Annotated in this window: 4 protein-coding genes; 1 reads left to right on the forward strand and 3 read right to left on the reverse strand. The window is 72.5% G+C overall.

The features are described 5' to 3' along the window. Nucleotides 1-231: 231 nt before the first annotated feature. Nucleotides 232-1,134, reverse strand: a complete 903-nt coding sequence (locus ACWDCZ_RS39510) for a dihydrodipicolinate synthase family protein (protein ID WP_449818488.1) — start codon at nucleotides 1,132-1,134, stop codon at nucleotides 232-234. Then, on the reverse strand, nucleotides 1,134-1,931 hold the full coding sequence (locus ACWDCZ_RS39515; RefSeq protein WP_449818489.1) for an aldolase: 798 nt from the start codon (nucleotides 1,929-1,931) through the stop codon (nucleotides 1,134-1,136). Before ACWDCZ_RS39515 ends, ACWDCZ_RS39510 begins: the two co-directional genes overlap by 1 nt. 295 nt (nucleotides 1,932-2,226) lie before the next feature. On the opposite strand from ACWDCZ_RS39515, the gene ACWDCZ_RS39520 reads away from it, so the two are divergent. Then, nucleotides 2,227-2,808, forward strand: coding sequence for a helix-turn-helix domain-containing protein (locus ACWDCZ_RS39520; protein WP_074002663.1), 582 nt, complete (start codon nucleotides 2,227-2,229; stop codon nucleotides 2,806-2,808). A 128-nt stretch (nucleotides 2,809-2,936) separates the two neighbouring features. Here ACWDCZ_RS39520 and ACWDCZ_RS39525 read toward each other — a convergent pair. Beyond that, on the reverse strand, nucleotides 2,937-3,439 hold a 503-nt coding region (locus ACWDCZ_RS39525), incomplete at its 5' end, for a hypothetical protein (protein WP_449818490.1).

The raw sequence follows: 3,439 nt of genomic DNA on the forward strand, positions 1-3,439 counted from the left end.
AGGCCATCCACCGGGTCCGGCCCGGCCACGCCCCGTTCACCGTGAACCGGATCATCGTCAACGAGGTGTTCTGGCGGCGCGTCCCGGTGCCCGGTACGGACCTGCCGGGGTGGCGGATCTGCTGGGACACCGTCGCCACCGTCCGGCTCGACCAGTAGGCCCTGGTGGTGCCGGCTCCCCTGTGCGGGGACGGGTGTCCTCATACAGGGGAGCCGGTGGGAGCGGGCACCGTCAGGCGGCGGAGGGCGGGAGGAGGCCGGTGAGCAGCTCCCGCAGCTGCGCCGTCTCCTCCGGGGGCAGCGGCAGCAGCGGGGGCCGAGGCGGCCCGGCGGGGCGGTTCCGGATCTCCAGGCCCGCCTTGACGGTCCGGGGGAGGCCGTGCCGGACGATGAACCGCAGGAAGGGCAGCAGCTCCCGCAACAGCGCGTCCGCGCGTTCCTGCTGTCCGCCGACGGCCGCGGCGTGGAGCTCCAGCACCGGCTGCGGGACGAGGCAGGGGGCGGCCGTGCACCAGCCGGCGGCCCCGGCGCGGAAGGCGTCCAGGGCGAGCGGGTTGCTGCCGTTGTAGACGGACAGCTCTCCGCCGGACAGCTCCCGGATGGCGCGGAAGCGGGACACCTCGCCCGAACTCTCCTTGACCATGGTGAGGTTGGGGATCTTCCGGGCGAGCGCGACCACCGTCTCCGGGCGCAGGTCCACGCCGCTGGTGCCGGGGTTGTTGTAGAGCATCATCGGCAGGTCGGTGGCGCGGGCCACCTCGTCGTAGTGCCGGGCGAGTTCGTCCTCGGTCAGCTTCCAGTACACCTGGGGCAGCACCATGATCGCGGTGGCGCCGTGGCGGGCGGCCACCCGGGCGCGGCGGACGGTGCCCTCGGTGCTCCAGTGGGAGACGCCGACGAGGGTGGGCACCCGCCCGGCCACCGCGTCCAGGGTGGTCTCGCAGACCGCGTCCCACTCCTTCCCGGTCAGGTAGGCGCTCTCGCCGGTGCTGCCCAGCGGGGCGACGGCGTGGCTGCCGGCGGCGACCAGGTCGCCGGTGAGCCCGCGCAGTGCGGCCAGGTCGACCTCGCCGGTGGCGGCGTCGAAGGGGGTGACCGGGTAGGAGATGATGCCCTGCAGGGGCGGATTGGCCATCAGAGGTCCACCTGTCCGTTGACGCAGTCGGGGTGAGTGCGCAGTGCCTTGCGCGCGTAGTACGCGAAGTTCGCCCGGCTGCGCCGGTCGGTGGAGGTCCAGTCGTGGGCCTCGCGGGCGAGCACCGGGTCCAGGGGCTGGATGGTCCCCGCCGACATCGCCAGCAGTTGCAGGCGGGCGGCCCGCTCGATGAGCAGCGCCAGGGTGCACGCCTCCTCGATCGTGGAGCCGGTCACCAGCTGGCCGTGGTGGGCCAGCAGGACGGCCCGCTTGTCGCCGAGGGCGGCGGTGATGATCTCGCCCTCCTCGTTGCCGACCGGCACGCCCGGCCAGTCCTTGAGGAAGGCGCAGTCGTCGTACAGCGGTGTGGTGTCCATGTGGGAGACCACCAGTGGGACTTCGAGCATGGCCAGTGCGGCGGTGTGCAGCGGGTGGGTGTGGATGACGCAGTTGACGTCCGGGCGCGCCCGGTAGATCCAGGAGTGGAAGCGGTTGGCGGGGTTGGGCATGCCCGTGCCCTCCAGGACCTCCAGGTCCTCGTTCACCAGGAGCAGGTTGTCCTCGGTGATCTCGTCGAAGCCCAGGCCCAGGCGCTGGGTGTAGTAGGTGCCCGGCTCGCGCCCGCGGGAGCTGATCTGCCCGGCGAGCCCCGAGTCGTGGCCGCCGTCGTACGCGATCCGGCAGGTGAGCGCCAGTTTCTGGCGCGTGGTCAGTGTCGAGTCCCCGAAGTGCCGGTCCATCTGCCGCGCGGCGCGGTCGACGAGGACGTCCTTCGAGTCCTGCAGGGTGTTCGCCATGTGTGTGCTCCGGTTCTCCGGCCTCGCCCCGGCGGCCAGGCCTGTGTCCGGAGCCGTGGCTCCGGAGGAAACATTGTTCACCATAGGACACAAGGTTTCCTGCGACAAGAGCGGCAAGGGCGACAGGGGTAGCGAGGGAGCAGGGGCGGGGAGGGCGGCACGGGTCGCGAGGGTGGACGGGGCGACGGCCGGCGGGCGGGCCTCCCGGGTGGGCCGGTGGCGCCGCGGCGTAGCATGGCCCGCCAGAGGACACGGTGTGTCATCGGAGGTGGATGGCACGGGAGAGGAAGAACCAGTGATCAACCGGGTGCGGCAGCTGCGCAAGGAACGGCTGATGACCCTGGAGGCGCTGGCCGAGCGGTCCGGCGTCACCAAGAGCTACCTGTCGAAGGTCGAACGCGGCCAGAGCGTTCCCTCGATCGCCGTCTGCGCCTCCCTCGCCAAGGCCCTCGAAGTCCCCCTGGACAGCCTCTTCGCCGAGGCCGAGGAGCTGAGCGAGGTCACCGTCACCCGGGCCGCGGAGCGTCAGGCCCTGACCGCCCCGGACGAGCCCGGCACCCGCTACGAGGGGATGGCGCTCGACGCCGGCGCCAAGGGCATGACCCCGTTCATGCTCTACCCGCCGCTCGACGACGGCCCCGCCCCGTTCCGGGACCACCCCGGCGAGGAGTTCGTCTTCGTCCACGAGGGACGGGTCGAACTGGTCCTCCCGTCGCGCGCGATCACGCTCGACCCGGGCGACTGCGTCTACCTCAAGGCCACCACGCCCCACCGGCTGCGCTCCCTGGGGGCCCGGCGCGCCACGGTGCTCCTGCTGGTCTCCAGCGACCACGGGGCTCCGGACGACGCCCGGCCCCCGTACTCCCGGCTGCCCTGAGCCGCGGCGGGCGCGCCTGTCCGGGCTCGCGCTCCGCCGCGGGCGGTGACGCCGAGGTCGCCGCCGGCGCCACCGCCCCGGGGGCTCGTCGTCCTGGGCGGGCCGACTACCCGGCGCTCATCCGACGCTCACCTGGCCGTCTTCGACAGCGGCACCGCCAGCTGCATGAGGTTGGGCAGCCGGCCGAGGATGTTGTCGCCGCTGAGGAACAGCAGCCGGTCGCCGAGCCGCGTCACCACGATCTCCTCGCTGTGGTACGGGCCTTGGGGCACCTTCTTCACGTCGACGGCCTCGTCGCCGAGCCCCGGCACCGGCTGCAGCGTCACGGTCAGCGGAATCGCCTTCCCGTCGATCCCCTTGCCGGTGAAGGACGTGCAGCGGTCCGCGTACGCCCGGATCTCGCCGAGCAGCTTGGCCGCGTCGCCGGCGTGGTAGGCGCCCAGGTAGACCTCGACCCTGTTCTCGCCGTCGTAGACCTCGTTCGTCGCGCCCGAGGCCCTGTAGTTCAGGGAGAGGACGCTTCCGGCGAGGCGCATCTGGGTGCACGGCTCCTGGGGCAGCACCGGCTTGGCCGGCTCCTCCAGGACGTAGGTGCCGGAGTCGTTCTCGCTGCCGTTGCCCTCGATCCGCC

The sequence above is a fragment of the Kitasatospora sp. NPDC001225 genome (assembly GCF_053597855.1).

Excerpts from the sequence above, each read along its gene's own strand:
- ACWDCZ_RS39510 (WP_449818488.1), bottom strand. The coding sequence starts at position 1,134 with ATGGCCAATCCGCCCCTGCAGGGCATCATCTCCTACCCGGTCACCCCC.
- ACWDCZ_RS39515 (WP_449818489.1), bottom strand. The coding sequence starts at position 1,931 with ATGGCGAACACCCTGCAGGACTCGAAGGACGTCCTCGTCGACCGCGCC.